Origin of the sequence: Bacteroides caccae (assembly GCF_002222615.2) — a bacterium.
Taxonomy (GTDB): domain Bacteria; phylum Bacteroidota; class Bacteroidia; order Bacteroidales; family Bacteroidaceae; genus Bacteroides; species Bacteroides caccae.
Genome location: NZ_CP022412.2, coordinates 327048 through 350351, shown reverse-complemented (window position 1 = coordinate 350351; position 23304 = coordinate 327048). Strand labels below are relative to the sequence as shown.

Annotated in this window: 17 protein-coding genes, 4 tRNA genes, 3 rRNA genes and 1 pseudogene; 18 read left to right on the top strand and 7 right to left on the bottom strand. The window is 43.3% G+C overall.

The window, feature by feature from the left end:
* The first annotated feature begins 138 nt into the window (after positions 1 to 138).
* From CGC64_RS01515 to CGC64_RS01440, 16 genes are all read left to right on the top strand, one after another.
* A 16S ribosomal RNA gene (locus CGC64_RS01515) occupies positions 139 to 1667 on the top strand.
* A 188-nt stretch (positions 1668 to 1855) separates the two neighbouring features.
* Positions 1856 to 1929: transfer RNA gene (locus CGC64_RS01510), tRNA-Ile, on the top strand.
* An 18-nt stretch (positions 1930 to 1947) separates the two neighbouring features.
* Positions 1948 to 2021, top strand: a tRNA-Ala gene (locus CGC64_RS01505).
* A gap of 143 nt (positions 2022 to 2164) precedes the next feature.
* Positions 2165 to 5044: ribosomal RNA gene (locus CGC64_RS01500) — 23S ribosomal RNA — on the top strand.
* Between the two features lie 74 nt (positions 5045 to 5118).
* Positions 5119 to 5229 (top strand): 5S ribosomal RNA (rrf, locus tag CGC64_RS01495).
* The 16S, 23S and 5S rRNA genes sit together here with 2 tRNA genes alongside, the layout of an rRNA operon.
* A 291-nt stretch (positions 5230 to 5520) precedes the next feature.
* The gene (locus tag CGC64_RS01490; protein ID WP_005682835.1) at positions 5521 to 5964 is read left to right on the top strand and encodes a hypothetical protein; all 444 of its coding nucleotides are present in this window, start codon (positions 5521 to 5523) and stop codon (positions 5962 to 5964) included.
* Between the two features lie 158 nt (positions 5965 to 6122).
* Positions 6123 to 6926, top strand: a complete 804-nt coding sequence (locus tag CGC64_RS01485) for a MotA/TolQ/ExbB proton channel family protein (protein WP_005675486.1) — start codon at positions 6123 to 6125, stop codon at positions 6924 to 6926.
* Positions 6927 to 6955: 29 nt separating this feature from the next.
* Positions 6956 to 7561 (top strand): ExbD/TolR family protein, encoded by a 606-nt coding sequence (locus CGC64_RS01480; RefSeq protein WP_005675487.1) that lies wholly within the window; start codon positions 6956 to 6958, stop codon positions 7559 to 7561.
* 15 nt (positions 7562 to 7576) lie between these two features.
* Positions 7577 to 8230, top strand: a complete 654-nt coding sequence (locus CGC64_RS01475) for an ExbD/TolR family protein (protein ID WP_005675488.1) — start codon at positions 7577 to 7579, stop codon at positions 8228 to 8230.
* Between the two features lie 26 nt (positions 8231 to 8256).
* On the top strand, positions 8257 to 9072 hold the full coding sequence (locus CGC64_RS01470; protein WP_005675489.1) for an energy transducer TonB: 816 nt from the start codon (positions 8257 to 8259) through the stop codon (positions 9070 to 9072).
* A 4-nt stretch (positions 9073 to 9076) separates the two neighbouring features.
* Positions 9077 to 10024: a PstS family phosphate ABC transporter substrate-binding protein gene (locus tag CGC64_RS01465; RefSeq protein ID WP_032838671.1), complete on the top strand. Its 948-nt coding sequence runs from the start codon at positions 9077 to 9079 to the stop codon at positions 10022 to 10024.
* A gap of 20 nt (positions 10025 to 10044) precedes the next feature.
* Entirely contained in the window at positions 10045 to 11511 is a 1467-nt protein-coding gene (locus tag CGC64_RS01460; RefSeq protein WP_005675491.1) for a tetratricopeptide repeat protein, read from the top strand.
* 172 nt (positions 11512 to 11683) lie between these two features.
* On the top strand, positions 11684 to 12529 hold the full coding sequence (locus CGC64_RS01455; protein ID WP_005675493.1) for an ABC transporter ATP-binding protein: 846 nt from the start codon (positions 11684 to 11686) through the stop codon (positions 12527 to 12529).
* Positions 12530 to 12535: 6 nt separating this feature from the next.
* Positions 12536 to 13387 (top strand): hypothetical protein, encoded by an 852-nt coding sequence (locus CGC64_RS01450; RefSeq protein ID WP_005675495.1) that lies wholly within the window; start codon positions 12536 to 12538, stop codon positions 13385 to 13387.
* Between the two features lie 11 nt (positions 13388 to 13398).
* On the top strand, positions 13399 to 13767 hold the full coding sequence (locus CGC64_RS01445) for a GntR family transcriptional regulator (RefSeq protein WP_005675496.1): 369 nt from the start codon (positions 13399 to 13401) through the stop codon (positions 13765 to 13767).
* A 10-nt stretch (positions 13768 to 13777) separates the two neighbouring features.
* Positions 13778 to 14584: a hypothetical protein gene (locus CGC64_RS01440; protein WP_005675497.1), complete on the top strand. Its 807-nt coding sequence runs from the start codon at positions 13778 to 13780 to the stop codon at positions 14582 to 14584.
* Positions 14585 to 14652: 68 nt separating this feature from the next.
* Here CGC64_RS01440 and CGC64_RS01435 read toward each other — a convergent pair whose 3' ends face one another.
* The 3 genes from CGC64_RS01435 to CGC64_RS01425 all read right to left on the bottom strand — a co-directional run bounded on the left by CGC64_RS01435 (position 14653) and on the right by CGC64_RS01425 (position 16558).
* Entirely contained in the window at positions 14653 to 16290 is a 1638-nt protein-coding gene (locus CGC64_RS01435; protein WP_005675498.1) for an alpha-galactosidase D, read from the bottom strand.
* Between the two features lie 108 nt (positions 16291 to 16398).
* A tRNA-Pro gene (locus CGC64_RS01430) sits at positions 16399 to 16471 on the bottom strand.
* A gap of 14 nt (positions 16472 to 16485) precedes the next feature.
* Positions 16486 to 16558, bottom strand: a tRNA-Phe gene (locus tag CGC64_RS01425).
* 327 nt (positions 16559 to 16885) lie between these two features.
* Between CGC64_RS01425 and CGC64_RS01420 the strand changes: the two are divergent.
* Positions 16886 to 17183, top strand: a pseudogene (locus tag CGC64_RS01420) (ATP-binding protein); the annotation flags it as partial.
* A gap of 114 nt (positions 17184 to 17297) precedes the next feature.
* Here CGC64_RS01420 and gadC read toward each other — a convergent pair.
* A complete protein-coding gene (gene gadC, locus CGC64_RS01415; RefSeq protein WP_005675504.1) occupies positions 17298 to 18908 on the bottom strand; it encodes a putative glutamine/gamma-aminobutyrate antiporter GadC in 1611 nt (536 codons plus the stop codon).
* A 216-nt stretch (positions 18909 to 19124) separates the two neighbouring features.
* Between gadC and CGC64_RS01410 the strand changes: the two genes are divergently transcribed.
* Entirely contained in the window at positions 19125 to 19901 is a 777-nt protein-coding gene (locus CGC64_RS01410; protein WP_005675506.1) for a potassium channel family protein, read from the top strand.
* A 107-nt stretch (positions 19902 to 20008) separates the two neighbouring features.
* Here CGC64_RS01410 and glsA read toward each other — a convergent pair whose 3' ends face one another.
* From glsA to CGC64_RS01395, 3 genes are all read right to left on the bottom strand, one after another.
* The gene (gene glsA / locus CGC64_RS01405; protein WP_005682998.1) at positions 20009 to 20974 is read right to left on the bottom strand and encodes a glutaminase A; all 966 of its coding nucleotides are present in this window, start codon (positions 20972 to 20974) and stop codon (positions 20009 to 20011) included.
* 10 nt (positions 20975 to 20984) lie between these two features.
* Entirely contained in the window at positions 20985 to 22427 is a 1443-nt protein-coding gene (locus tag CGC64_RS01400; RefSeq protein WP_005675508.1) for a glutamate decarboxylase, read from the bottom strand.
* Between the two features lie 340 nt (positions 22428 to 22767).
* Positions 22768 to 23271 (bottom strand): RNA polymerase sigma factor, encoded by a 504-nt coding sequence (locus tag CGC64_RS01395; RefSeq protein ID WP_005675509.1) that lies wholly within the window; start codon positions 23269 to 23271, stop codon positions 22768 to 22770.
* Between the last annotated feature and the right edge of the window lie 33 nt (positions 23272 to 23304).

The following is a 23304-nucleotide window of genomic DNA, read 5'->3' as shown; positions in this document are numbered from 1 at the left end:
AAGATAGAACCGTCAATACAATCTGTTATTTATGTTTATCTATATGTAATAGATACAGGTATTTAGAATGAAGTCAATAAATTGTACGGCATCCTGAACAGAGCTATAACCGGCACATGCCGATTAAAAAATACTTTTACAATGAAGAGTTTGATCCTGGCTCAGGATGAACGCTAGCTACAGGCTTAACACATGCAAGTCGAGGGGCATCAGTTTGGTTTGCTTGCAAACCAAAGCTGGCGACCGGCGCACGGGTGAGTAACACGTATCCAACCTACCTCATACTCGGGGATAGCCTTTCGAAAGAAAGATTAATATCCGATAGCATATATTTCCCGCATGGGTTTTATATTAAAGAAATTCGGTATGAGATGGGGATGCGTTCCATTAGTTTGTTGGGGGGGTAACGGCCCACCAAGACTACGATGGATAGGGGTTCTGAGAGGAAGGTCCCCCACATTGGAACTGAGACACGGTCCAAACTCCTACGGGAGGCAGCAGTGAGGAATATTGGTCAATGGACGCGAGTCTGAACCAGCCAAGTAGCGTGAAGGATGACTGCCCTATGGGTTGTAAACTTCTTTTATATGGGAATAAAGTGGTCCACGTGTGGACTTTTGTATGTACCATATGAATAAGGATCGGCTAACTCCGTGCCAGCAGCCGCGGTAATACGGAGGATCCGAGCGTTATCCGGATTTATTGGGTTTAAAGGGAGCGTAGGCGGATTGTTAAGTCAGTTGTGAAAGTTTGCGGCTCAACCGTAAAATTGCAGTTGATACTGGCAGTCTTGAGTGCAGTAGAGGTGGGCGGAATTCGTGGTGTAGCGGTGAAATGCTTAGATATCACGAAGAACTCCGATTGCGAAGGCAGCTCACTGGAGTGTAACTGACGCTGATGCTCGAAAGTGTGGGTATCAAACAGGATTAGATACCCTGGTAGTCCACACAGTAAACGATGAATACTCGCTGTTTGCGATATACAGTAAGCGGCCAAGCGAAAGCATTAAGTATTCCACCTGGGGAGTACGCCGGCAACGGTGAAACTCAAAGGAATTGACGGGGGCCCGCACAAGCGGAGGAACATGTGGTTTAATTCGATGATACGCGAGGAACCTTACCCGGGCTTAAATTGCAAATGAATTATGGGGAAACCCATACGCCGCAAGGCATTTGTGAAGGTGCTGCATGGTTGTCGTCAGCTCGTGCCGTGAGGTGTCGGCTTAAGTGCCATAACGAGCGCAACCCTTATCTTCAGTTACTAACAGGTCATGCTGAGGACTCTGGAGAGACTGCCGTCGTAAGATGTGAGGAAGGTGGGGATGACGTCAAATCAGCACGGCCCTTACGTCCGGGGCTACACACGTGTTACAATGGGGGGTACAGAAGGCCGCTACCTGGTGACAGGATGCCAATCCCAAAAACCTCTCTCAGTTCGGATCGAAGTCTGCAACCCGACTTCGTGAAGCTGGATTCGCTAGTAATCGCGCATCAGCCATGGCGCGGTGAATACGTTCCCGGGCCTTGTACACACCGCCCGTCAAGCCATGAAAGCCGGGGGTACCTGAAGTACGTAACCGCAAGGAGCGTCCTAGGGTAAAACTGGTAATTGGGGCTAAGTCGTAACAAGGTAGCCGTACCGGAAGGTGCGGCTGGAACACCTCCTTTCTGGAGCGATGTCGTTACAATGACTTCATGGTTCATTTCCTTTAGGGGAATATTGAACCGGGTTCTGTTTCGATTGTACTACTGGTACTTGTTTATTTATAATATATAGATCAACCATCTATAGTAATATAGATAGAGATAAACAAGAGAAAACAGAAGCCGAGTCTAAAGACAGACACGGTTGAACTAGTCCTATAGCTCAGTTGGTTAGAGCGCTACACTGATAATGTAGAGGTCGGCAGTTCAACTCTGCCTGGGACTACTCCGAAACGACTCTTACGGGGGATTAGCTCAGCTGGCTAGAGCATCTGCCTTGCACGCAGAGGGTCAACGGTTCGAATCCGTTATTCTCCACATCCCCAGCAATGGGAAACGATCTTTGACATGATGTACAAAAAGTAAAATAAAAGTAAAGAGCTAAAAGTATATATCAAACCGTACTCTCTCCGATATTTTCCCATTTCAGTAATGGATAGTTTTCGGAGCAGTCAGTTTGAAAGAAAGTAAGCAAGGGCGCATGGCGGATGCCTTGGCTCTCGGAGGCGATGAAGGACGTGATAAGCTGCGATAAGCTTCGGGTAGGTGCAAATAACCTTTGATCCGAAGATTTCCGAATGGGACAACCCGACATTCTGAAGGAATGTCATCCTGCTTGGCAGGAGGCTAACGCAGGGAACTGAAACATCTTAGTACCTGCAGGAAAAGAAAATAATAATGATTCCCCAAGTAGTGGCGAGCGAACGGGGATTAGCCCAAACCAATGTTGTTACGGCAATATTGGGGTTGTAGGACCACGTTGTCGCAAGACATTCAGTGAGAAGAATTCTTTGGAAAATGAAACCATAGACGGTGATAGTCCGGTATTCGAAGCTGAACGAAGCGTAGTGGTATCCTGAGTAGCGCGGGACACGAGGAATCTTGCGTGAACCAGCCGGGACCATCCGGTAAGGCTAAATACTCCCGAGAGACCGATAGCGAACCAGTACTGTGAAGGAAAGGTGAAAAGCACTTCGAATAGAAGAGTGAAATAGTCCCTGAAACCATGCGCCTACAAGCGGTCGGAGCAGCTTATGCTGTGACGGCGTGCCTTTTGCATAATGAACCTACGAGTTACTTTTTCCGGCAAGGTTAAGGATCTAGAGATCCGTAGCCGAAGCGAAAGCGAGTCTGAACAGGGCGATAAGTCGGAAGGAGTAGACGCGAAACCAAGTGATCTACCCTTGGCCAGGTTGAAGGTTAGGTAACACTAACTGGAGGACCGAACCGATAAGCGTTGAAAAGCTTCCGGATGAGCTGAGGGTGGGGGTGAAAGGCTAATCAAACTTGGAGATAGCTCGTACTCCCCGAAATGCATTTAGGTGCAGCCTTGTGAGTTACTAATGTGAGGTAGAGCGACTGATAAGATGCGAGGGCTTCACCGCCTATCAAGTCTTGATAAACTCCGAATGCGCATTAGTTCTATCACAGGAGTGAGGGCATGGGTGCTAAGGTCCATGTCCTAAAGGAGAAGAATCCGGACCATCAGCTAAGGTCCCGAAATAGATACTAAGTTGAACTAACGAAGTCAGATTGCTAAGACAGCTAGGATGTTGGCTTGGAAGCAGCCATTCATTTAAAGAGTGCGTAACAGCTCACTAGTCGAGGAGTTTGGCGTGGATAATAATCGGGCATTAAGTATCTTACCGAAGCTATGGGATCATTAATGATCGGTAGGGGAGCATTCCACTCCGCGTCGAAGGTGAAGCGTGAGCTTTGCTGGAGCGTGTGGAAAAGCAAATGTAGGTATAAGTAACGATAAAGGGGGTGAGAAACCCCCTCGCCGAAAGACTAAGGTTTCCTGATCAACGCTAATCGGATCAGGGTTAGTCGGGTCCTAAGGCTCAGCCGAACGGTGAGGCCGATGGCAGAACAGGTTAATATTCCTGTACTACCTTAAGGAGTGACGTGGAGACGGAGTCGTGACAACGCCGCGGACTGACGGAATAGTCCGTTGAAGGGTGTAGATGTTGATTGTGGCAGGCAAATCCACCACGAGAGTCGAACCTGATAGTATACCAATTCCTTCGGGAAACGGTAATAGTGCGTGTAAACATACTCCCGAGAAAATCCGCTAAACTTAATCCTTGAGGTACCCGTACCGCAAACGGACACACGTAGTCGGGTTGAATATACTAAGGCGCTTGAGTGATTCACGGTTAAGGAACTAGGCAAATTGACCCTGTAACTTCGGGATAAAGGGTCCCAACGAGAGTTGGGCGCAGAGAATAGGTCCAGGCAACTGTTTAACAAAAACACAGGGCTGTGCCAAATTGAAAGATCACGTATACAGCCTGACACCTGCCCGGTGCTGGAAGGTTAAGAGGAGATGTCATCGCAAGAGAAGCATTGAATTGAAGCCCCAGTAAACGGCGGCCGTAACTATAACGGTCCTAAGGTAGCGAAATTCCTTGTCGGGTAAGTTCCGACCTGCACGAATGGTGTAATGATCTGGACACTGTCTCAACCGTGAGCTCAGTGAAATTGTAGTATCGGTGAAGATGCCGATTACCCGCGATGGGACGAAAAGACCCCGTGAACCTTTACTATAGCTTAACATTGAATTTGGGTAATTGATGTGTAGGATAGGCCGGAGACTTTGAAGCGCAGACGCCAGTTTGTGTGGAGTCGCTGTTGAAATACGGCCCTTTGATTATTTGAGTTCTAACCCGTTGTAACGGGGACACTGTTTGGTGGGTAGTTTGACTGGGGTGGTCGCCTCCAAAAGTGTAACGGAGGCTTCTAAAGGTGCCCTCAGGACGATTGGTAACCGTCCGTAGAGTGTAATGGCATAAGGGCGCTTGACTGGGAGACATACAAGTCGATCAGGTAGGAAACTAGAGCATAGTGATCCGGTGTTTCCGCATGGAAGGGACATCGCTCAAAGGATAAAAGGTACTCCGGGGATAACAGGCTGATCCCTCCCAAGAGCTCATATCGACGGAGGGGTTTGGCACCTCGATGTCGGCTCGTCACATCCTGGGGCTGGAGAAGGTCCCAAGGGTTGGGCTGTTCGCCCATTAAAGTGGCACGCGAGCTGGGTTCAGAACGTCGTGAGACAGTTCGGTCTCTATCTATCGTGGGCGTATGAAATTTGCGTGGCTCTGACACTAGTACGAGAGGACCGTGTTGGACTGACCTCTGGTTTACCAGTTGTGCCGCCAGGTGCATTGCTGGGTATCTAAGTCGGGATTGGATAAGTGCTGAAAGCATCTAAGTACGAAGCCAGCCACAAGATTAGATTTCTTAGGGTCGTCAAAGACGATGACGTTGATAGGATGCAGGTGTACAGGTGGTAACATCATAGCCGAGCATTACTAATTGCCCGTCCACTTTCTTTCTGCGGGACGGTTGTTATATACGTTTAGCTTGTCAAATGTCTTTCATTTTACTTTTCGTCATGTCATAACCTTTTTCAGGTGGTTATAGCACGAGGGTTCCACCTCTTCCCATTCCGAACAGAGAAGTTAAGCCTCGTCACGCCGATGGTACTGCGTAACAGTGGGAGAGTAGGTAGCCGCCGTTTTTTATGAAGCCCCTTCAGTAGAAATACCGGAGGGGCTTCATCTGTTTATAAACTTTGCAGGATGATTACTATGAAAAAAATAAGGGGTCTGAAGCTCTCTTCTTTTTTATATACCTCTTTTAACATATAAATCTGATAACTGATTAAACAAAACACATTATAGCTTGTTTTTATAATAGAGTTAAACTTTTAAGCTTAAATGATGTGAACGACGACAAACTGATACTTTTTTATTGCTACATTTGTCGCGAAATTAAAGAGATCTAGTATAAACAACTAAAAAGAAATACCATGAAAGTTTCTCTGAAATTCATATTAGCCACGATTCTGCTAATGCTATCTTATAGCATAGGTGGAAATGCTATGGATTTCGCTTCATGTGTTTCTAAGTGCGAAAGCTCTTGCCAGTTGTCTGAATCGTCTTCCGATATAAAGTCCAATTCTTCTTTAAATAGCCGCGCTGTAGGCTTCGACAAGTCTTCTCAGTCATTGACTATTTCCGATGTAGAATTAGGCTTTAAATCAGTTTCCGAAACATCATCTAATAATTATCGTCTACGTAGAATCATTGAAGTAAATGACTCTTTAAAGGACGTGATGCACAAGTTTTCTTTGTTGAGAGAAAACTCATTAGTATTAGATCAAAGTAAATCTTATTATTCGGATAAGGATCCACATTACTCCATTATCTCCAGCGATTACTATGTATTCGCTTTGAGACGTATCCTTATTTAGTATTCTCACTTTCTCTCCGTATTAATTTACTTTTCGTACTCTGTATGAACTGTGTGATTTTTTGTGCTCAAAAAGTCGCAGGGGCTGTAGCGCAGTGTATCTAATCTTTTGAAATTTTCTAAATAACTAAAATTAATATCTTAACAAAAAAACTTATTATGGAAACTACTAAAAAATCTCAGATTGTAGGTATAAAAAATGCCGGTATCGTAATCATCTGCTGTTTTATTATAGCAGTTTGTATTTATCACTTCCTATTAGGAAATCCGTCCAACTTTATGAACAATGATCCTAACAATCATCCGTTGCCTGGAAACTTCTTGGGTACTATTTACAAAGGTGGTATTATCGTGCCTGTTATTCAGACACTGTTGTTAACCGTGCTCGCTTTGAGTATCGAACGTTATTTTGCTCTTCGTTCCGCTTTCGGAAAAGGTTCCTTGGCTAAATTCGTTGCTAACATCAAAGCTGCCTTGGCTGCCGGTGATATCAAAAAAGCACAGGAAATTTGTGACAAACAACGTGGTTCTGTTGCCAATGTTGTAACTTCCACTCTACGCAAGTATGAGGAAATGGAAAAAAACACATCTTTGCCTAAGGAACAAAAGCTGTTGGCTATTCAAAAAGAACTGGAAGAAGCTACCGCGCTGGAAATGCCGATGATGCAACAGAATCTTCCGATTATTGCTACTATCACTACTTTGGGAACATTGATGGGATTGCTTGGTACTGTAATCGGTATGATCCGTTCATTTGCCGCATTGTCTGCAGGTGGTGGTGCCGACTCTATGGCTTTGTCACAAGGTATTTCCGAAGCTTTGATTAACACGGCTTTCGGTATCTTGACTGGTGCGTTGGCTGTTATTTCTTACAACTATTTCACTAACAAAATTGACAAATTGACTTACGGGCTCGACGAAGTCGGATTCTCTATTGTGCAGACTTTTGCAGCTACTCATTAATTCTGCGGACCCTTTAAAATCTATTAATCATGGGTAGAGCGCAAATTAAAAAGAAAAGTACGTTCATAGATATGACTGCTATGAGTGACGTGACCGTATTGTTGCTGACTTTCTTTATGTTGACTTCAACATTTGTGAAGAAAGAACCGGTGCAGGTCAACACTCCGGCTTCCGTATCGGAAATTAAGATTCCGGAGACAAACGTGCTTCAGATTCTGGTAGATCCGGATGGGAAAATATTTATGAGCCTCGACAAACAGCAGGATATGCAGGCTGTTTTGGAGAGCATGGGTGATGAGTATGGTATTAAGTTTACTCCTGAACAGGAGAAGCGGTTTGTTCTGTCTTCTACTTTCGGAGTACCTATTAGAAGTATGCAGAAATTCCTGGATCTTCCCGAAGAACAACGAGACAAGATTCTGAAGAATGAGGGAATTCCATGCGATAGCGTCGATAACCAGTTCAAGTCATGGGTACGTAACGCACGTGCTGCCAACGCTGACCTGCGAATTGCTATCAAAGCTGATGCTTCAACTCCATACTCGGTGATAAAGAACGTTATGAACTCACTTCAGGACTTGAGGGAGAATCGGTATAATCTGATTACTTCGCTCAAAGTGGAATCTGAAGATTAAAAGGGAGGAAAAACAATGAGTGCTGAAGTACAAGAGAGCGGCGGAAAAAATGGAAAGAGCAAGCAGAAGAAATTTGCTGTACGGGTAGACTTTACTCCGATGGTGGACATGAATATGTTGCTGATTACTTTCTTTATGCTTTGTACCACGTTGAGCAAACCTCAGACGATGGAGATAAGCATGCCGAGTAACGATAAGAATATAACTGAAGAACAGAAGAGTATGGTAAAGGCTTCGCAGGCAATCACATTGCTGCTGGGGCCGGACAATAAGCTCTATTATTATGAGGGAGAACCTAACTATAAGGATTATACCTCATTGAAGGAGACTACTTATGGCCCGGATGGGTTGCGTAGCATACTTCTTCAAAAGAATGCAACTGCTGTCAATAAAGTGAGAGCTTTGAAACAGCAGAAACTTGATCTTAAGATATCGGATGAAGAATATAAGAAACAGGTTTCCGAAATAAAGAGTGGAAAAGATACGCCGACTGTGATTATCAAGGCGACGGACGATGCTTCTTATATGAATCTGATTGACGCACTGGACGAAATGCAGATATGTAATATTGGTAAATATGTGATAACGGACATTGCCGAAGCGGATCGATTCTTGATTAAGAATTTTGATTCTAAGGGAGAACTGTCACAGAATATAGCTGATAAATGATGTAACACCTAAAAAAGAAAAGTAAAATGGCAAAAATAGATTTAACTTCTCAGGAATGGTGTCAACTGATTTTTGAAGGCAAGAATCAAGCGTACGGTGCATACAAGATGCGTGCTAACTCGACTAAGCGCCATAATCTCGCGATGTTGGCAGTGCTGGTCATAGCATTAATCGGATTTACGATTCCTACGCTGGTGAAGTTGGCAACCCCGAAGCAGAAGGAAGTGATGACGGAGGTCACTACTCTGTCGAAATTGGCAGAACCGGAAATCAAACAGGAAGAGATGAAACGGGTGGAACCCGTTGCGCCTCCACCTCCTGCATTGAAAAGCTCCATCAAGTTTACTGCTCCCGTCATCAAGAAAGATGAGGAAGTGCACGAGGATAATGAAATCAAGAGTCAGGAAGAGTTGACTTCTACCAAGGTGGCTATTTCCATTGCCGATGTAAAAGGTAATGACGAAGCCAACGGCAAGGATATTGCCGACTTGAAACAAGTGGTGACACAGGCTGAGCCGGAACCCGAAAAGGTGTTTGATATGGTAGAGCAAATGCCGACTTTCCCGGGTGGACAACAGGAACTGATGTCTTATTTGGGTAAGAATATCAAGTATCCGACTATTGCACAGGAGAATGGAACACAGGGACGCGTGATTATACAGTTTGTAGTAGAACGCGACGGTTCGATCACGGATGTGCGTGTGGCTCGTGGGGTAGACCCTTATCTGGATAAAGAAGCGGTACGTGTGGTAAAAAGTATGCCGAAGTGGATCCCGGGTAAGCAGAATGGAAAAGCGGTGCGCGTAAAATTTACTGTTCCGGTAATGTTCAGGTTACAATAATATGATGATGAAGAGACAATTTTGGCTGATAGGAATCGTTTTGTTGGCGGTATTAAGTGCTTGCCGCTCTAAATCGAAGGAGGGACCGACGGATACTTATTCGTCTGGAGTGATAGCTATTGCGGCGGATGAAAGTTTCGAACCCATAATACAGGAAGAGATTGATGTATTTGAAAGCCTGTATCCATTGGCCGGAATTGTCCCTCGTTACACGACTGAGGTCGAGGCGATTAATTTACTTCTGAAAGACAGTGTCCGGTTGGCTATTACAACCCGGACACTGACCGAGGAAGAAATGAATTCGTTTCACAGCCGGAAGTTCTATCCTCGGGAGATGAAGCTGGCTACGGACGGGCTGGCATTGATTGTGAACCGTGCGAATCCGGATTCTTTGATAAGTGTGTGTAATTTTCGCCGTATCCTGACAGGAGAAGTGAAAGAGTGGAAAGCGGTGAACCCTAATTCCCGTTTGAAGGATATTCAGGTGGTGTTTGATAATAAAAACTCTAGCACCGTGCGTTTTGCAATAGATTCTGTTTGTGGCGGGAAACCTTTGTCTACGGGCAATGTAAGTGCGTTGAAGACAAATCAACAGGTGATAAATTATGTGGCGGAAAATCCCGGAGCAATGGGAGTGATCGGAGTAAACTGGTTGGGAGACCGCAGTGATACGACTAATCTTTCTTTCCGGCAGGAGATCAGGGTTATGGCGGTGAGTGCCGAGGATGTGGCGACTCCTGTTAACAGCTACAAACCTTATCAGGCTTATCTGTATTATGGTAACTACCCGTTGGCAAGATCGATTTATGCATTACTGAATGATCCTCGTAGTGGGCTGCCTTGGGGATTCACTTCTTTTATGACATCCGATAAAGGGCAGCGGATTATATTAAAATCTGGACTTGTTCCGGCTACTCAGCCGGTGCGTATTGTCCATGTGAAAGACGAATAATAACTAAAATTAAGACTATCATGAAACGAGTACAAATGTTTTTAGCTGGAGCGTTTATAGCAGTTGGGTCGCTCTACGCACAGTCGTCTGATGCCGAATGGCAGATGGAAGTTGCAAAGTTGAAAGAAACTATTCAGTCGGATCCGGCGCAAGCTGCCGAGCAAGCTGAACAACTGATAAAAGGAAAAAATAAAAAGAATGTGGAACTTTTGACAGCTATCGGCGAAGCTTATTTGCAGGCCGACAAGTTGTCCGAAGCACAAATGTACGCTGCTCTTGCTAAAAAAGCGAATGGCAAGTCTGCTTTGGCTTCCGTGCTGGAAGGGGATATTGCGGCCAAGCAGAAAAATGCAGGTCTTGCTTCACAGAAGTATGAGGAAGCTATTTATTTTGATTCGCGTTGCACGCCTGCGTATCTGAAATATGCTGATATTTATAAGTCAGCAAATGCCGGTCTGGCCATAGAAAAGCTGAATCAATTAAAGACCCTTGAACCGTCCAACACAGCCATAGACAAGAAATTAGCAGAGATTTATTATTTGAAGAATGATTTCAGTAAGGCGGCCGATGCCTATTCCCGTTTTGCAATGGGACCGACGGCTAACGAAGAAGATCTGGTGAAATATGCATTCGCCTTGTTTTTGAATCATGATTTTGCGAAGTCACTTGAAGTGGCTAATATGGGATTGAAAAAGAACCCGCGTCATGCGGCATTCAACCGTTTGGCGATGTATAATAATACGGACTTGAAACGCTTTGAAGAAGCATTGAAGGCGGCGGACGTTTTCTTTAATGAATGTGATAAGGCGGATTATTCTTATTTGGACTATATGTATTACGGACATTTGCTGGAAGAACTGAAGAAATATGATGAAGCTGTCGGCCAATATGAGAAGGCTGTGGAACTGGATCCGACAAAGACGGATTTGTATAAGAATATTTCCTCTGCTTACGAGCAGAAAAATGATTATAAAAAAGCGATCGGTGCATATCATAAATATTACTCGTCTCTCGAAAAGGAAAAGCAGACTCCTGATTTGCAGTTCCAGTTGGGCAGACTTTATTATGGTGCAGGTACGCAACCCGATTCGTTGACTATCAATGCTGAAGAACGTAAGCAGGCACTGATGTCTGCCGATTCTGTTTTCCAAGTGATTTCAGAGGCCGCTCCAGATAGCTATTTAGGCAATTTTTGGAGAGCACGTGCAAATTCTGCACTCGACCCCGAAACAACGCAGGGATTGGCGAAACCTTTCTATGAAGAAGTAGCCGCATTGTTGGAGAGCAAGAACGACCCTCATTACAATTCGGCGTTGGTAGAGTGTTACAGTTATCTCGGATATTATTATTTGTTGGCTATTGAAAACCCCACATTGAAAGCGGAAGCAAAAGCCAATAAGGAGAAATCCAAGGAGTACTGGAGTAAAATTCTGGCTATAGACCCCGCTAATGCTACTGCTAAAAGGGCATTGGACGGCATCAAATAGTGAATAATTTTAGTTGTTTGTCGTGACAGGAGGAGTGGAGAGTGATCTTAGCTCCTCCTTTTTTTACACTTTTTTTTGCTTTTCTATTGGAATATTGAAAAGATTGTCTACATTTGCAGTGTGCTATTATACTAATACACTAAAATGCAATTGATAATCAAAAGAAAATGCTATGATTACAGTAGAAAACCTCTCATTTACTTATCGTAAATCGAAGCGTGTTGTACTGCACGACTTCTCTCTCGCGTTCGAATCGGGCAGGGTATATGGATTGCTGGGGAAGAATGGTGCCGGAAAGTCCACTCTCCTTTATCTGATGTCCGGTCTGCTGACTCCTAAAGGTGGCAAGGTAATGTTTCACGATACGGATGTACGCCGCCGGTTGCCGGTAACTTTGCAGGATATGTTTCTAGTGCCTGAAGAATTTGAACTGCCTCCTGTATCTTTAGTCAGCTATATTGAGTTGAACAGTTCTTTTTATCCCCGTTTCAGCAAGGAGGATATGATTAAGTATCTTCATTACTTTGAAATGGATATGGATATCAACCTCGGTTCGCTTTCTATGGGCCAGAAGAAAAAAGTATTTATGAGCTTTGCACTGGCAACGAATACTTCGCTTTTGCTCATGGACGAACCGACGAACGGATTGGATATTCCCGGAAAAAGCCAGTTCCGTAAGTTTATCGCATCGGGGATGTCGGATGATAAGACGATTGTGATTTCCACACATCAGGTTCGTGATATTGACAAGGTGCTCGATCATGTACTGATTATGGATGAAAGCCGTGTACTGCTGGACGAATCGACAAGTAGTATCTGCGAAAAGCTTTTCTTTGTAGAGAGTGATGATCGCGAACTGGCGCAGACAGCTCTTTTTGCCATTCCTACTATTCAGGGTAATTACCTGATCCTTCCTAATAAAGAGAAGGAAGAATCGGACATAAATCTGGAACTTCTTTTTAATGCTACACTGGCTGCTCCCGAGGAGATGGCCCGATTGTTTCAAACTCAAAAATAAAAGACGATGATAAAAGATACTTTTTTTAGTTTGCCTCGTTTTATGAATCTTTGCCGCAAGGAAATGGTGGAGAGTTGGAAGTCGAATGTACTTCGTATTGTATTGCTTTATGGGGTGATGACTGTTGTGTTGGTCTGGAACGGATATTTTGCATATCGTACTCACGATTCGGTTCGTTTTCTCGAACGTCATATGGAGGCCGATCCTGCCTGGGGATTTATATTAATAGCTTTTCTTTGGTTTCTATTCGGATTTGGTTGTTTAAGCGGGTCGCTGACAATGGAGAAGATGAAAAGCAAGACAAACAGGCTGTCTGCATTAATGACACCGGCCACTCCTTTTGAGAAGTTCTTTTCTCGTTGGTTGGTATCAACTGTTGTCCTGTTGGTTGTTTTTTTCATTACCTTTGAACTGGCTGATTATACACGGGTATTGGTTTATTCGCTTATCTATCCGGACGTAAAAGAAGTGATACTTCCTGTCAATCTGGGAGATTTGGTAGGTAGCGGGAAACGGTGGTACTTGTTCCACAAAACGTATGAGTTGACACTGGTGCTTTCTATCTATTGCTTTGTACAGTCATTGTTTGTATTGGGCAGTTCTGTATGGCCGAAAAATTCGTTTCTTAAAACATTTGTTTCTGTTACGATAATTGTTTTAATTTACGTATTGGTCGGAATGTTGGTGGGGGATATGTTATTTAGCGGAAGCAGTAAAGATTATGGTTATATTTTTTCTTCAATAACGAAGGAACAGGTTACTGTCATGGTAACTGTGGGCTTTATGCTTTTTGCATTCGTAAATTGGACGCTCGCTTATTTCCGTTTCAAGGAGTCTGAGATCGTTCAACGTATGTAATACTTTAGACTATGAATTTTAAAGAAAGTAAAGCTATTTATTTACAGATTGCAGATAGAATCTGTGATGAGATACTTCTGGGACAGTTTGCTGAGGAGGAACGTATTCCCTCTGTCAGAGAATATGCTACTATTGTGGAAGTAAACGCCAATACGGTAATGCGCTCATTCGATTATCTCCAGTCACAGAATATTATTTATAATAAACGCGGTATTGGTTATTTTGTCGCCACCGGTGCGAGAGAATTGATTCATTCACTGAGGAAGAATACTTTTTTGAAGGAAGAACTGGATTACTTCTTCCGCCAAATCAAGACACTGGATATTCCTATAAAGGAGATCACGGATATGTACCGGGAATTTTGTAAAAAAGAACAGTAAAATAAATATTATGAAACGTACAACTTATATATTAATAGGACTTTTTGTAGCCGGACTTTGTGTGCTGGTAGGCGGAATGTTTATGATTTTTTGTTTAGGAAGGCCATACATTTCCAATCAACTGAATTTGCAAGGAGAGCAGATAACCAAAGAAGTGCCGGCTTGCCGGGTGGTCTGGCTGACTCAAACAAGGCTGTATACGCCAGAACGTAACGTCTGGCTGGCGAATTCTCTTCTGGAAGTGCAGCCTTCAAAAGAAGGGAAGAATCTGTTTTCTTGCTCGAAGAAGGTAAATGACTATCTGAAAATGACCGTTATGGGGGACACGTTGAAAATCCTTTTGGACTATTCGCTGGATCAACTTCCGCAGGAGTTTAAGAAATCCAAATTTATGGGAATGAATATAGGAGACATGCGATTGGATATGACGCAAGATGTGGAGTGTATTATAAATGATATTAATTCGCAGAACATAGGATTCAAACATTTGGAAAAGGATTCTTTGTCCATTGATACGTCTAATTCTATTGTGGTCGATTCTTGTGATTTTGCAGCTTTGCAAGTCATCAGGAGTGGCGGGAATGTGGATTTTCAGAGTGGGACTATTAATAATCTGTATTTGAATCTGGGTATGATGGGTAATTGGTCTGTAAATGTTGAAAAATGCCATATCGGTACGGAATATTTAACCGCACATTATGCAAATGTACAACTTCAAAAAGGAGAGTGTGAGCGTATGATCTGGATTCCTGAGAAAAATGATTCCAAGTTAAATGTATTTTTAACCGGAAAAGCTTGTGTGACGGTAATGGAGTGATTATATGTCTGAAATAAAAAAGAGCAAAAGTGAACTTGTCTCATCTTTGCTCTTTTTTATATACTGTATTATAATACTTTGGTTAATGTGAAGCAGTCGATATCCGGTGCCCAGTTATAACTATTGCCCATTCGGATCGTATTGTAACCGGCCTTCAATTCAACGGGAATTGTGATTTGACTATGTTTCTCATCTTCCCCCAATGCGGCAATCTTAGTGATGACGCCATTGATATCAACTTCCAGCTGTCGTCCTTTGCCGTGTGAATATTGGATAGTCATCTGGTAGCGTCCGCCGTCTGTACTATATACTTCCCGCCATTCTGCATAGTTTTCCGGTTTTCCGCCGAGGAATCCAATTTTCATCTTACCGGAAGCATCCTTGTCATGAGCATAAATAATGCCTTTAGGATTTTTACCCAAATCATTGAATAGAGGTAAGTATGCCCATTCGGCTTCATATAATGTAGGCTCCAGACGCGTTTCTCCTTCCATGCGGAGGAACATAGCGCTGTGAGGAGGCAGTGTTCGTTCAAATACATCGGAGAAATTTCCCAAGTCATTTTGTCTTGCTAAATCGCGTACTTTCACGTTTCCACCAAATTCGAGTGAGGTAAACGGTACAGAGAAGCTGCATAACGTATCCGAAGGATTGTAAAGTGCAACGGCACGTACATTGCCGCGTTTTTGCTCAATATCTTTCACCAGTACATAACCTTCATTTTCATGCTGTGCCACATACGCCTGCAATCCTAACGGGTCTTGGTTGAGTGCGATCAATTCCTTGTTTGTAAGTAATTGGAGTGAAGAATCCGGCAGGTTTTCCAGATTGCAGCCGATTAGGAGAGGCGAACTCATGATACACCATAAACCGAAATGAGCTTCTTCTTCTGTCGGAGTAAGTCCTTTTCCGCCTACTTTGCTATTGTCACGGAATCCGATCACCATCATATCCATATCGTTGTAATGTCCGTTTCCGGCATAGGCAGATAGATAAAGATTCTTTCTGACTACATATTTCAGTGATCCCCAATGTGCATTGATATCTCCACTGATGCGCCAGGAAGTTGCCACATCTTTTGCCCAGGTACCGGGGAAAGCCCAGCGGCAGATGTTGACGGAAACGTTTTTGTTTACTTTGTCAATGCTGTTGCGGATAGAAGTATAACGTTCTTCCTCGTCCAGTCCGAGGACATCGCCTCCACAATAGTCTATTTTGATAAAGTCGAAGCCCCAGTCGCCAAAGTATAGCTGGGCGTCTTGAGGTTCGTGCCCATAGATACCTGCGCCTACTCCTGCAAGGTCGTTGTCCCAGATAGAACCACAAGTGTTATTGCCTGCATCCGTATAGATTCCCGCTTTCATGCCGAGACTGTGTATGTGGTCGGCAACCGGTTTCATTCCGTTCGGGAAACGTTTCTCGTTGGTGAACATGATTCCGTTGTCGTCACGTTTGCCGAAGAAGCCATCGTCTACGTTGATATAGTGGTAGCCCGCATCCTTCAAACCTTTTTCTACCATAAGGTCGGCCTGATGTTTAATAATGTCTTCACTAATATCTACTCGGAAAGCATTCCAGGAACTCCAACCCATGATAGGCGGAGTGATTGTCTTCTCATTCTCAGAATGAGCCACTTGAGTCTTTGTGCAACTGAAACACAGCAAAGAGAGTGCTGTTGCCGTCAAAATGTAGAATCTGTTCTTCATGATATAATAGGTTGATAGATTTCAGTCCGGCTGTTCCGGTTACGTCCCGACAGCCTAAAAATAATAAAGGGTAACTTGCTGTATTCCAGAAAGCTACCCTTTACCTTGTCGGAATGAGGCGACTCGAACGCCCGACCCCTACGTCCCGAACGTAGTGCGCTACCAACTGCGCTACATTCCGATTGCTTAAGAAAGTGGTGCCACCAGGAATCGAACCGGGGACACAAGGATTTTCAGTCCTTTGCTCTACCAACTGAGCTATGGCACCTTTCTCGTTTGCGGGTGCAAAGATAAGTATATTTTTTAATACCGCAATAACTTGAAGGGAATTTTTTACTAAATAATAATACTATGAAAACCTGGATTTCTTTTTAGGGGATAAATATGTACTCAAATGCAAGACCGTATATTTTATAATTTTACACACTAAAACATTCAAACAAATATAAAATGTGTAACTATGGGACTGCTTTTGTTGTAATTGCTATTTTACTGGCTTTTCTTATTTTTTTGCAGGTAAATGCTGTTTGGTCAAGATGGTCTTCCCATACCTGCGGAGAGCGTGATACGAAGAATCGGAGACCTGCTGCACTGCGGTGTATTTGCCATGAAGCTGGCGAATAATTCTGTGGTAGTTTTGGTCTGTGAGTCGCGATTGCAACTGATAATGATGCCCTCCGAGCATCAGCGTATTATTTGGGTATTAACAAATCTACTTCATAAAGTTGGATCGTGAGGTGCAGGGGGCAGGATTAGGATTGACACTTTCACAAACGATTGTCTGCAGTCTGGGTGGGAGAGTCGGTCTGGAATCTGAAATGAACGAAGGTTCTACTTTCTGGTTCGTGTTGCCGTTGAAGGCAACATCGGAAGAAATTAATGAAAATAAGTAAAGAGTGCCAAAAAGCAGTCGTAATCTTTATTCCCCTTCTTAAAGAAGGAGAAGTGAAGTTATTATTAGTTTTTGGCACTCTTTACTTTTTTTAGGTAGAATGAACACTTAGTCTTTATGACTTAGGCGTATCCTTATCTTTGTCTCCGCTTCCCAGAGACGTGCTGGTTGATGCAGAACTTCCGCTCGAAGGAGCAGAGCTGTTTGATGAACTCGGACCGGAAGCGGTTGTGCTTGGCTTGGTAACACTCGGACTTGCAGTAGCAGGTTGAGCCTGTACTTCCCAGTGGAAAGGTTCGAAATTGGAATTCGGATCTACCCAAGACGGTTTCTTGGACGCATAGATGATGAACGGGGCAACAACTACGATGATTGCACCGATAATCAATACAGAGAACCAAACGGTATTGCTACCGGTTGAAATCTGGCTAGGCGGGATAAAGCTGAGGATGAAGGCAAGTAACGAACCACAGAAACCAAGACCACCGACGAACCACATCAAACCGTTACCGGACTTACCGATACGGAACGGACGGTTCAGTTTCTTCATCTTATACCGCAATGCGATAGCTCCAGAGAACATCAATAGGTACATAATAAGGTAAAGAATAACTGTCAGCTGTGACAAAATCTGATAAAAACTCTGTACAGAAGGCATAACGACGAACAGTAAGCTCAGTACTGTTACAGCAAGACCTTGCACGAACAGGATATTTTTTTGTACACCCAGTTTGTTTGTCTTCTGGAAGAACGGAGGCATATAACCGGCCTTACCTACAGCAAATATACCTTTTGATGGACCGGCAACCCATGTCAATACACCGGCTAATACTCCGAATGCCAGAGCAATAGCAATGATCGGTGATAACCAGGAAGCGTGGATGTATTTAAAGTAGTTGTCAAAGCCAACAAGCAAACTTTGGGTAAGGTTGATGTCTTTGGCAGGAATGATAACACCTAGTGCAAACGTACCCAAAACGAAGATGAGAACTGTGATAAGTGCACCGATAAATACGGCTTTCGGATAGTTTTTGGAAGGATTTTCCACGTCTTTTACGTGGATACCACCCATTTCCATACCGGCATAAAACAAGAAGATACTAGCAGCGAGAACGACATTGTCGAAGTTTGTGAAGTCGGGGAAGAAGCTACTATGGAAATCCATATTGGACTGTCCTCCGGTTGCCAGGTAAATGATTCCTAGGATAATCAGCAGAGCAGCCGGGATAATTGTACCTACCATACCACCGATTTTGGCAACCTTACCGACCCAGCTCATACCTTTCAATGAAATGAAAGTAGCCAGCCAGTAAATGACAAGCACTACGATAAGCGTATAATACTTGTTGTTTGCCAGTGACATATCGTGTACGTCATTCATTCCGATGAAGGCAATGGATACGGCGCCGAATGTCAATACTGTCGGATACCAGATTGTACTTTCAATCCATTGCACCCAGATAGCGAGGAATCCCAACTTTTTGCCGTAGGCTTCGCCTACCCACCGGAATACACCACCCTGTTTATCCTGAAACATTGCCGCCAGTTCGGCTGCAACGAGCGATGTCGGGATCAGGAAGACAATCGCTGCGAAAAGATAGTAGAAGGCCGAACTCATTCCGTATACGGCCTCGGCTGGCAGTCCACGTAAGGATACTACCGCCGTAACGTTCATGATAGCTAGGGTAAACACGCCTAGCTTCACTGCATTTTTAATATTTGCCATAAGTTAAGGTTTTAAGTGAAAAATATTTTAAAGTCAGTCTTATAACAACATTTAGCGTGAGATGTTTCAGCAATCTCTTTCAAAGTTCGTTAATTAACATCGATAAACTGCTCTTTTGCCAATCTCAATTTGTCTGTTTCAAAACAATCGCTTTCTCCGATTGTTTCTAAGCATTATAAATTACATACGAATCATTTTATTATAAACTAAGTAGTTATGAAATCAGCACTTTCAGATTTTATCTTAGGGAAAAAGGGCATTTATGGCATTCTCCACATTATTATATTGGTGATGTCTCTTTTTCTCGTAATTAGTATCTCGGTAGATACTTTTAAGGGAATTCCTTTTTATACACAGTCGTCTTATATGAAAACCCAGTTGTGGATTTGCATTTGGTTTCTTTTCGATTTTGTATTGGAATTTTTTCTGGCGAAACACAAAGGACGTTATTTACGGACACATTTCATTTTCCTGTTGGTAGCCATTCCTTATCAGAACATTATTGCTTATTATGGATGGACTTTTTCTCCCGAAATTACTTATCTACTCCGTTTTATTCCTTTGTTGAGGGGGGGATATGCGCTGGCGATTGTGGTCGGCTGGCTGACGTACAATAAGGCTTCGAGCCTGTTCGTTTCTTATCTGACGATGTTGCTGGCTACTGTTTATTTCTCCAGTCTTGCTTTCTTTGTGCTTGAGCATAAAGTAAATCCGCTTGTCCATAGTTATGGGGATGCATTGTGGTGGGCATTTATGGATGTAACTACTGTCGGGTCGAATATAATAGCGGTAACGGTGACCGGTAGAGTGTTGTCCGTACTGTTGGCAGCGTTAGGAATGATGATGTTTCCTATCTTTACAGTGTATATCACGAATCTTATTCAGCAGTCCAACAAGCGGAAGAAGCAATATTATGCAGAAGAGGAGGAAGAAAAGGAGAAGGCTGTCGGACAAGAAACTCCGGCGCAATCCGTACAAGAGGCAAAAACATAATGCTTTTATAAAAGATAATATCCTTCATATTGAAGTATAACCGGGAAGAAGAAAAAAGGTTACTATCTGCAGACAGTAACCTTTCATCTTTTTCATAGAGAGAGTCGTTAATCAACTATAGTGATACGATTGTTACCAAATACATTCAATCTTAGTTTGTTCATGATGTATTCGATAGCCAACTGAGCTTTTACAGAGTTACCCGATCCGTCCAAAGGAGGAGCGAATGCAGCGATACCGAATTGTCCGGGTAATACGCCCATTACCCCACCACCTACACCTGTTTTTGCAGGGATTCCGGAAGTGTACATCCAGTCACCGGTATGTTCGTAGAAACCTACTGCAGCAATCATGGCTGTGATTTTAGGAGCAAGGCTAGCATCGAAAACTTCCTTTTTAGTCACTGGGTTCACACCACCATTGGCAATTGTCCCGGCAGCAACAGAAAGCTGTAATGCAGTAACTCCTAATGAACATTGGCGGGTATAGAGGTCTAACGACATATCCGGATCATCGTAGATACGGTTGTAGTTTTTCAACAACCAGGCAATAGAACGGTTATTGAAGTTCGTATCCGATTCGGATTTATATAATTCATCAATCAGCTGAGGAGCGCTGCCGCACAAATCGGTTACGTTTCCAACGATAGCATCCCATTTCTTGGCAGAGTCACCGATAGGCTTCACCATACTGCAAGCAGAAATAGCACCGGCGTTTACTAATGGAGTAGACGGATGGTCGTTCTCCAGTAAGATAGCGATGATTGAGTTGAAAGGCAAGCCGGTTGCATCAGCTCCGATCTTGTCCAGAATTTCCTTGGCGCCATATTGACGTAATGCAAGGATAGCGGTATGTACTTTCGATACGGATTCTATTCCGAAGCGGTAATCAGTATCTCCCACATGGATAGTCTGCCCGTTGAGCAGGCAGACACTAATTCCGAAGAGATCTTTATTGACATTTGCCAAGTAAGGAATATAGTCGGCATTCTTGCCTCCTGTATTGGTTTTTACCTGGTCGTATGCCTCCTGTACCACTTCTTTCAATTGAGCGAGTGTTACTTTTTTATCCATAGATCTATTCTTATTTAACTGTTTTGTGACGGCGGCCACCATGGTTGAACATCTTTGTTTCTACCGGAAGATTCTTTTCCTGAGCCATACGGGTAGGAGTCGGATAATCCAGTTTTTCTAGTTCGGCAACAGCATTGTTGATGTCACCTAGTAACATGTCTGCCATATCGCGGCTGAATCCTTGGCGGACAACGACACGCATTACTACATAGTCTTCCAGTTTAGAAGGTAATGTATAAGCCGGAACCATCCAACCATGTTGAGACAATTTGTCTTGTAGGTCATATAACGTCCATTTGGCTGCTTTGGCGTATTCAGGTTTGAGATACCAGATGAACAATGGGTTCACTACATCTTCGGAGTAATTGACGAACGGAGCCATTTTGGCGATTTCATCGTGGATATATTTAGCGATCATCAACGAATTGTATTGTACTTCTTTGTATCCCTGGAATCCTAAACGAATGAATTGGTAATATTGTCCCAGAATCTGAGCGGCAGGACGGGAGAAGTTCAGACCTACCTGTGTGATGTTAGCACCCAGATAATTTACGCTGAACGCCATTTCTTCGGGCAGATATTCTTTGCCTTTCCAGCAAACCCAACCAAGTCCTGGATATACTAAACCGAATTTGTGACCGGATACACTGATAGAAAGCACCCATTTCAAACGGAAGTCCCACTTCTTTTCCGGATAAAGGAACGGAAGGATGAAACCACCGCTTGCGGCGTCTACGTGGATAGGAATGTCATAACCAGTTTTTGCGTTGTAAGCATCAAGTGCTTTATCTAATGCTTCAACATCATCGTTCAATCCTGTCCATGTAACACCTTGGATAGGTACGACACAGATTGTATTTTCGTCACACATCTTCAATGCTTCTTCGGGGTCGAGTGTGGTTTTATCAAGTGTCAAAGGCACTTCACGCATTTCAATCTGCCACAACTGTGCAAACTTCTCCCATACCACCTGGAAACCTGTTGAAATAACGAAATTTGGTTTATCGAATGGTTTGCTTTGAGCCTGTCTTTTCTTACGCCAGCGCAACCATGCAGCTACACCACCCAGCATACAAGCTTCTGAAGAACCGATTGCCAATGCACCTGTTTTCCATGTGTCTTTTTCGGGAGAGTTCCATAAGTTGGCAACGATATTGATACATTTACCATTCATTACTGCGATACGTGGATACTCTGTTTCATCAATATAATTGATATTGATAGCTTCGTTCATCAGCTTGGTTGCATATTCGTCCATATAAGTGGTAACGAAAGTAGCCAGGTTCAAACGTGGTTGAGTTTGGGCGAATGTTTCGTCTTTCACCATTTGATAAGCGACTTCAGGAGTAGTAGGGCCATCAGGAATTTTCTCTACCGGAGAGGGTTGTAGCATTCTGTCTGAGCCAAATACATCGGTTTTTGCATCACCTTTTCTGAAATTTAAATCTTCCATACTAATTTGTTTTTTAAAAGGTTTAGGGCGATGGGGATTTTCCCCGTCGAATTTCCCACAACAACAGCAGATAGTTTTGAAAGTTTTCGGCTTTTACATTATTTGGCGTTTATTAAGGGGGGAAGTTTTTCCCGTATGTAGGGAGTTTCATTAGTGTGTAAGATATAGTTAAACGAAAAAAAATAAGTAGGGAGAGAGGAATAATGGATAGTGAGATCAATAAGAATAGGGAGGCGGGAAAATAAAAAAAGCAAAAGAAGAACAGCTCCTTTTGCTTTTTTATACCTATTGACTTAACTGAAAAATGGCGTTTCAACATAGACGCCGGACTCTTTGCCGTTTAGCGGAAGTCTTTTAATTCTTCCTGCAATTTTTGGCGTGTGAAGAAGATACGGCTCTTTACCGTTCCTAACGGAAGATTCAGCTTTTCTGCTATTTCACGATATTTGAAGCCGGAAACGTGCATCGCGAACGGGACTTTATATTCTTTAGGAAGTGTGTTGACCACACGGTGCATCTCTTTCAGGTCATAAGCCTTTTCTGTACTCTCAAAACCGGCGTCTTGTGGCAGGTTCAGGTGATAAAGGTTATCGGTCCGGTCGATGAATGTTTGGTCGCGAACTACTTTGCGGTAGTTGTTGATAAAGATGTTGCGCATGATAGTATACATCCATCCTTTGAAATTAGTATCAGGCGTATATTTATCTTCGTTATCTAATGCTTTCAATGATGTTTCCTGCAACAAATCGTTTGCTTCTTCGCGGTCGGTTGTCAGTTTATAAGCGAACCGGAGTAATTCATCTTGTACTCCTACTAAATCTTTTCTGAAGCTTAAACTTTTCATATGCGTTGCTTTTTAAATTGTGAGTATTCGTTG

What these genes read in the sequence shown, in the direction of transcription:
- CGC64_RS01490 (WP_005682835.1), top strand. Translation starts at nt 5,521, where the DNA reads ATGAAAGTTTCTCTGAAATTCATATTAGCCACGATTCTGCTAATGCTA.
- gadC (WP_005675504.1), bottom strand. Translation starts at nt 18,908, where the DNA reads ATGGCAAATATTAAAAATGCAGTGAAGCTAGGCGTGTTTACCCTAGCT.
- CGC64_RS01435 (WP_005675498.1), bottom strand. Translation starts at nt 16,290, where the DNA reads ATGAAGAACAGATTCTACATTTTGACGGCAACAGCACTCTCTTTGCTG.
- CGC64_RS01455 (WP_005675493.1), top strand. Translation starts at nt 11,684, where the DNA reads ATGATTACAGTAGAAAACCTCTCATTTACTTATCGTAAATCGAAGCGT.
- CGC64_RS01485 (WP_005675486.1), top strand. Translation starts at nt 6,123, where the DNA reads ATGGAAACTACTAAAAAATCTCAGATTGTAGGTATAAAAAATGCCGGT.
- CGC64_RS01475 (WP_005675488.1), top strand. Translation starts at nt 7,577, where the DNA reads ATGAGTGCTGAAGTACAAGAGAGCGGCGGAAAAAATGGAAAGAGCAAG.
- CGC64_RS01410 (WP_005675506.1), top strand. Translation starts at nt 19,125, where the DNA reads ATGAAATCAGCACTTTCAGATTTTATCTTAGGGAAAAAGGGCATTTAT.
- CGC64_RS01450 (WP_005675495.1), top strand. Translation starts at nt 12,536, where the DNA reads ATGATAAAAGATACTTTTTTTAGTTTGCCTCGTTTTATGAATCTTTGC.
- CGC64_RS01465 (WP_032838671.1), top strand. Translation starts at nt 9,077, where the DNA reads ATGATGAAGAGACAATTTTGGCTGATAGGAATCGTTTTGTTGGCGGTA.
- CGC64_RS01480 (WP_005675487.1), top strand. Translation starts at nt 6,956, where the DNA reads ATGGGTAGAGCGCAAATTAAAAAGAAAAGTACGTTCATAGATATGACT.
- CGC64_RS01395 (WP_005675509.1), bottom strand. Translation starts at nt 23,271, where the DNA reads ATGAAAAGTTTAAGCTTCAGAAAAGATTTAGTAGGAGTACAAGATGAA.
- CGC64_RS01445 (WP_005675496.1), top strand. Translation starts at nt 13,399, where the DNA reads ATGAATTTTAAAGAAAGTAAAGCTATTTATTTACAGATTGCAGATAGA.
- CGC64_RS01400 (WP_005675508.1), bottom strand. Translation starts at nt 22,427, where the DNA reads ATGGAAGATTTAAATTTCAGAAAAGGTGATGCAAAAACCGATGTATTT.
- glsA (WP_005682998.1), bottom strand. Translation starts at nt 20,974, where the DNA reads ATGGATAAAAAAGTAACACTCGCTCAATTGAAAGAAGTGGTACAGGAG.
- CGC64_RS01470 (WP_005675489.1), top strand. Translation starts at nt 8,257, where the DNA reads ATGGCAAAAATAGATTTAACTTCTCAGGAATGGTGTCAACTGATTTTT.
- CGC64_RS01440 (WP_005675497.1), top strand. Translation starts at nt 13,778, where the DNA reads ATGAAACGTACAACTTATATATTAATAGGACTTTTTGTAGCCGGACTT.
- CGC64_RS01460 (WP_005675491.1), top strand. Translation starts at nt 10,045, where the DNA reads ATGAAACGAGTACAAATGTTTTTAGCTGGAGCGTTTATAGCAGTTGGG.